We start from the raw sequence: 3,444 nt of genomic DNA on the forward strand, positions 1-3,444 counted from the left end.
GCCGTATAAGAGTATCGAAGACCGAAAGCGAAATCGAGATCCGGCGTCACATGCCAGACGGCCCGCGCATAAGGCGCGATGACGTGGCTGAGTGGATTGTCGTAGGACTTCGAGGCGAGGTTGTTGAGCGCGACGTCGTTCAAAGCCTGCGGATTCGCCGCCGAGCCGTACCACGCCCCCGCCGCCGGGCCATAGCTCGAATATCCCCAGTCATAGAGCTGTTCGAATAGATAGAAGAGGCCTGCAGTTCCCTCGACGGGGCCGTTGGCGGGCGTCGTTAATTTGAATTCTTGCTGTAGCGATCTCTCGGCGATTTGATTGTTGGAGTTGGTCGTCCGCACCGGGGCGAGGGCGCTGCTCGTTTGGTTCAGCGGATCGAAGCTCCACCCTCGGAACGAGGTCAGCGAAGAAAATTCGTAGCCGCCGAGCTTGTAATCGATTACAGCCGCTGCTCCATAGCTCTGCTGCGTGTTCTGCAGATAGCCGGAGATATCGCCCTTGTAGCTGTCGATATTGTAAAACGACGTCGGCGCATAGTTCATCCTCGTCAGGCGGGCGTATAGATTATTTGGAACCGCCGCGCCATTGGCGTAATTTGCGACGACGCCGTTCAGCACATTCGGGCAACACGCCTGATTGACGTGTGAATAGTCCGCGATCAAACGTACGCTGAGGTCGTTCGTCGGCTGGAACAGGATCTGCGCGCGAAAGCTCTTGTTATGCCAGTCATTGTATTTTTGGCCGCTGTAATAGCTGTAGACGTATCCATCGCGATCGGCGCTGACGAATGATACGCGGAACGCCAACGTGTCGCTGTCGGCGATCGCGCCTGTCGCCGATCCGCGAACCTGAATGTTGTCGTAGCTTCCATATGTGACTTCGAGCTTTCGCTGCGTCTCGAAGCTCGGCGCCGCCGTGTTGAGATAAACGGCGCCGCCCGTTGAATCCATGCCGCCTCTCGTTCCTTGCGGCCCTTTTAAAACATCGACGCCGACGAGATCGGGAATATCGAAGATCGCTTGGCCCGGCCGAGGTTGCAATATGCCGTCGACATAGACTGGCACGCCGCCGAAGATTCCGTCGGTGGCGACGGAGGTCGACGAACCGAACCCGCGAATATTGACAGTCAATGAGCGAACGTCGGCGAAGCGGATCTGCAAGCTCGGCTCGAGCTTTTGCGCCTGCAGAAGATTGCTGATCTGCAACGCGTCGATCTGCTGCTTCGTGATGACGGTCGCGGCCTGCGGCGTCGTTTGGAATGCGGTCGCTTGACGCTCGGACACGTCGGCGGTCGATTTTGGCGCGCCGACCACCACATCTGGAACGCGCGCCTCCTCGGAAGGAAGCGTCTGCGCGACGCTGGTGGCAGTGAAGGGGAGGCAAAGCGGAATAGCGGCGATAAGCGATTTTCTCATCATTCCCACTTTCTGACGCAAACATCGTAAAGCAACGCTACAGATTACGTAAACGCTCAGGCAACGCTGATTCTTCTTATGAGTGGCATATCGAAAAACGGTGGATGCTTTCATCCGTGCGGAAAGACGCGTTCCGCAAAGCTCAGCAGCTGCGCGTTGAACGCCGGCGCGTCCTCGTAGAACGGCGAATGGCCGACATCGGGCAGCTCGAGGAAGGTCGCGCCGCGAATATGTTCGGCGGAGGCGCGTGACGCGCGCGGGTCACAATGGCGATCTTTCTCGCCGACGATGAACGCGAGCGGCAAAGAGAGCGAGGCGATGAAGTCGTGGGGCTGCTGTGGTCGTCCAACGATCAGCCTTCGAACGGACGGCGGCTGCGTCATATTATAGGCGAGCATCTGCGCGAACTCCTCCGGCGAGGGCGGCGTTGCGAAGCAGCTCGAAAGAAAGGCGATCGTTCCGGCGATATTAGTGGATAGATCGTCTTCGAGCATCAGCGGTAGGCTCGCGGCCGAAGCCGCGCTCGTCCATTCGCTGCTTCGGCGCCACGACGATCCCACCAATTGCGCGCCGGCGAGGCTCTCGTCGCCATATTCTTTGAGATAGTCCCATACGACGCGGCCGCCGAATGACCACGCGACAAGAATTGGCCGCACGGCGCCGACCGAAGCGGCGACGGCGCGTAGATCATACGCCCAGAGCCGATTGTCGTGGTAGGCGTCGCGATCGAGCGGTTTGTCCGACGCCCCATGACCGCGAAGATCGTAGGTTATCAGATGATATTTTTCCGCGAGGCGCACGTCCCGTACTTGGCGGATGAAGGCGAGACCGCTCTGCGCGAAGCCATGGACGAAGATGATCGGAGGTCCTCGGCGATTCCCCCACCGCCTCACGGCGATAGTCACGCCGTCCGAGCTCACGACATGCGATTTGTCATATTCGAATGGTCGAGGACAAAGACTCGGATAAGCGCTGATCATGGCCACGAAATGATAGAGGATTCCCGTGATCGCCACTCTCCGCCTGTCGGGATATCCCTCCGCGGCGCCGCGTCCACGTGTGACGAATTTGATGCGATCTTATACCGTTTGGAAATACGAAATTCGCTTATTCGTCGAATAACCAGCGCAGCGGGTTCAAATGCCGTGTCGTCATCACTCGGAGCAGGATGTATCGGCGAGTCTTTCGATGAGAAAGTCTCGCAGTCGCATGGTCGGCGAGGACGGAGACGACCGAATTGAATAGAGTGCTATTTCAACATCGGGAAGCCGCGGGAAGCCGTCTCCTTCGTTCAGATGCCGCAGTCGGTCTTCGATCGTGCTCGCTTTGAACACGCCTACGCCCAAACCTTGTCGGACAGCAGCTTCGATGCCGGAAACATTCGAATTTACATGAGCAAGTCGCCATGGAACGCCCCTTTGTTGGAGGGCGGCGATCGTCCAATGACGAAACATGCTTCCAGGAGGAGCAACCGCCAGCGGCAAAGGTGATCGCTCATGTTGATTGTGCTCGGACGATGTCGTCCATACGACCTGCTCGCGACGAAGCACCTGTCCCTGGCTCGTGCCAGCCGGCTCCATGGCGATCACGATATCGAAATGGGCGCCAATGCGCGTGAGCATGGAACTCGGCATACCGCCATAGAGCTCGACATTGACGCGCGGATACGAACGACAGAATGCGCCGACGAGCGGCGGCAGAATATTCGCGACGTAATTGTCGATCGAGCCGAGGCGAACCGTGCAATCGGTTTCTTCGGCGCGGAGCGTGCGAAGCGCCTCGGCGTTGAGCGCCAACATGCGCCGCGCGTAATCGAGCATGAGCTCGCCTTCGGGAGTGAGGCGAAAACCCCTCTGGGGACGCATGATCAGGCTGACGCCGATAACGTCTTCGAGACGCTTGATCTGGAGGCTGACGGCCGCTTGGGTTCTGTGCAGCGTCCGGGCGGCGGCAGTAAACCCGCCCTGGTCGACGACCGTCACGAACACATGGAGAAGGTCGTTCTCGAGAATTTGATTGCGTATGACGC

Annotated in this window: 3 protein-coding genes; all 3 read right to left on the reverse strand. The window is 58.7% G+C overall.

Translation table 11 applies throughout. From position 1 onward, the window contains the following. Positions 1–1,418, reverse strand: a 1,418-nt coding sequence (locus A1351_RS05060; protein WP_198162228.1) for a TonB-dependent receptor, incomplete at its 3' end; no start/stop codon positions are given. A 107-nt stretch (positions 1,419–1,525) separates the two neighbouring features. After that, complete coding sequence (locus A1351_RS05065) at positions 1,526–2,431, reverse strand: alpha/beta fold hydrolase (protein ID WP_064032401.1); 906 nt, start codon at positions 2,429–2,431, stop codon at positions 1,526–1,528. Positions 2,432–2,569: 138 nt separating this feature from the next. Continuing rightward, a partial coding sequence (locus tag A1351_RS05070) for a LysR substrate-binding domain-containing protein (protein ID WP_083967150.1) occupies positions 2,570–3,444 on the reverse strand: 875 nt, incomplete at its 5' end.

Origin of the sequence: Methylosinus sp. R-45379, from assembly GCF_001644125.1 — a bacterium.
GTDB lineage: Bacteria > Pseudomonadota > Alphaproteobacteria > Rhizobiales > Beijerinckiaceae > Methylosinus.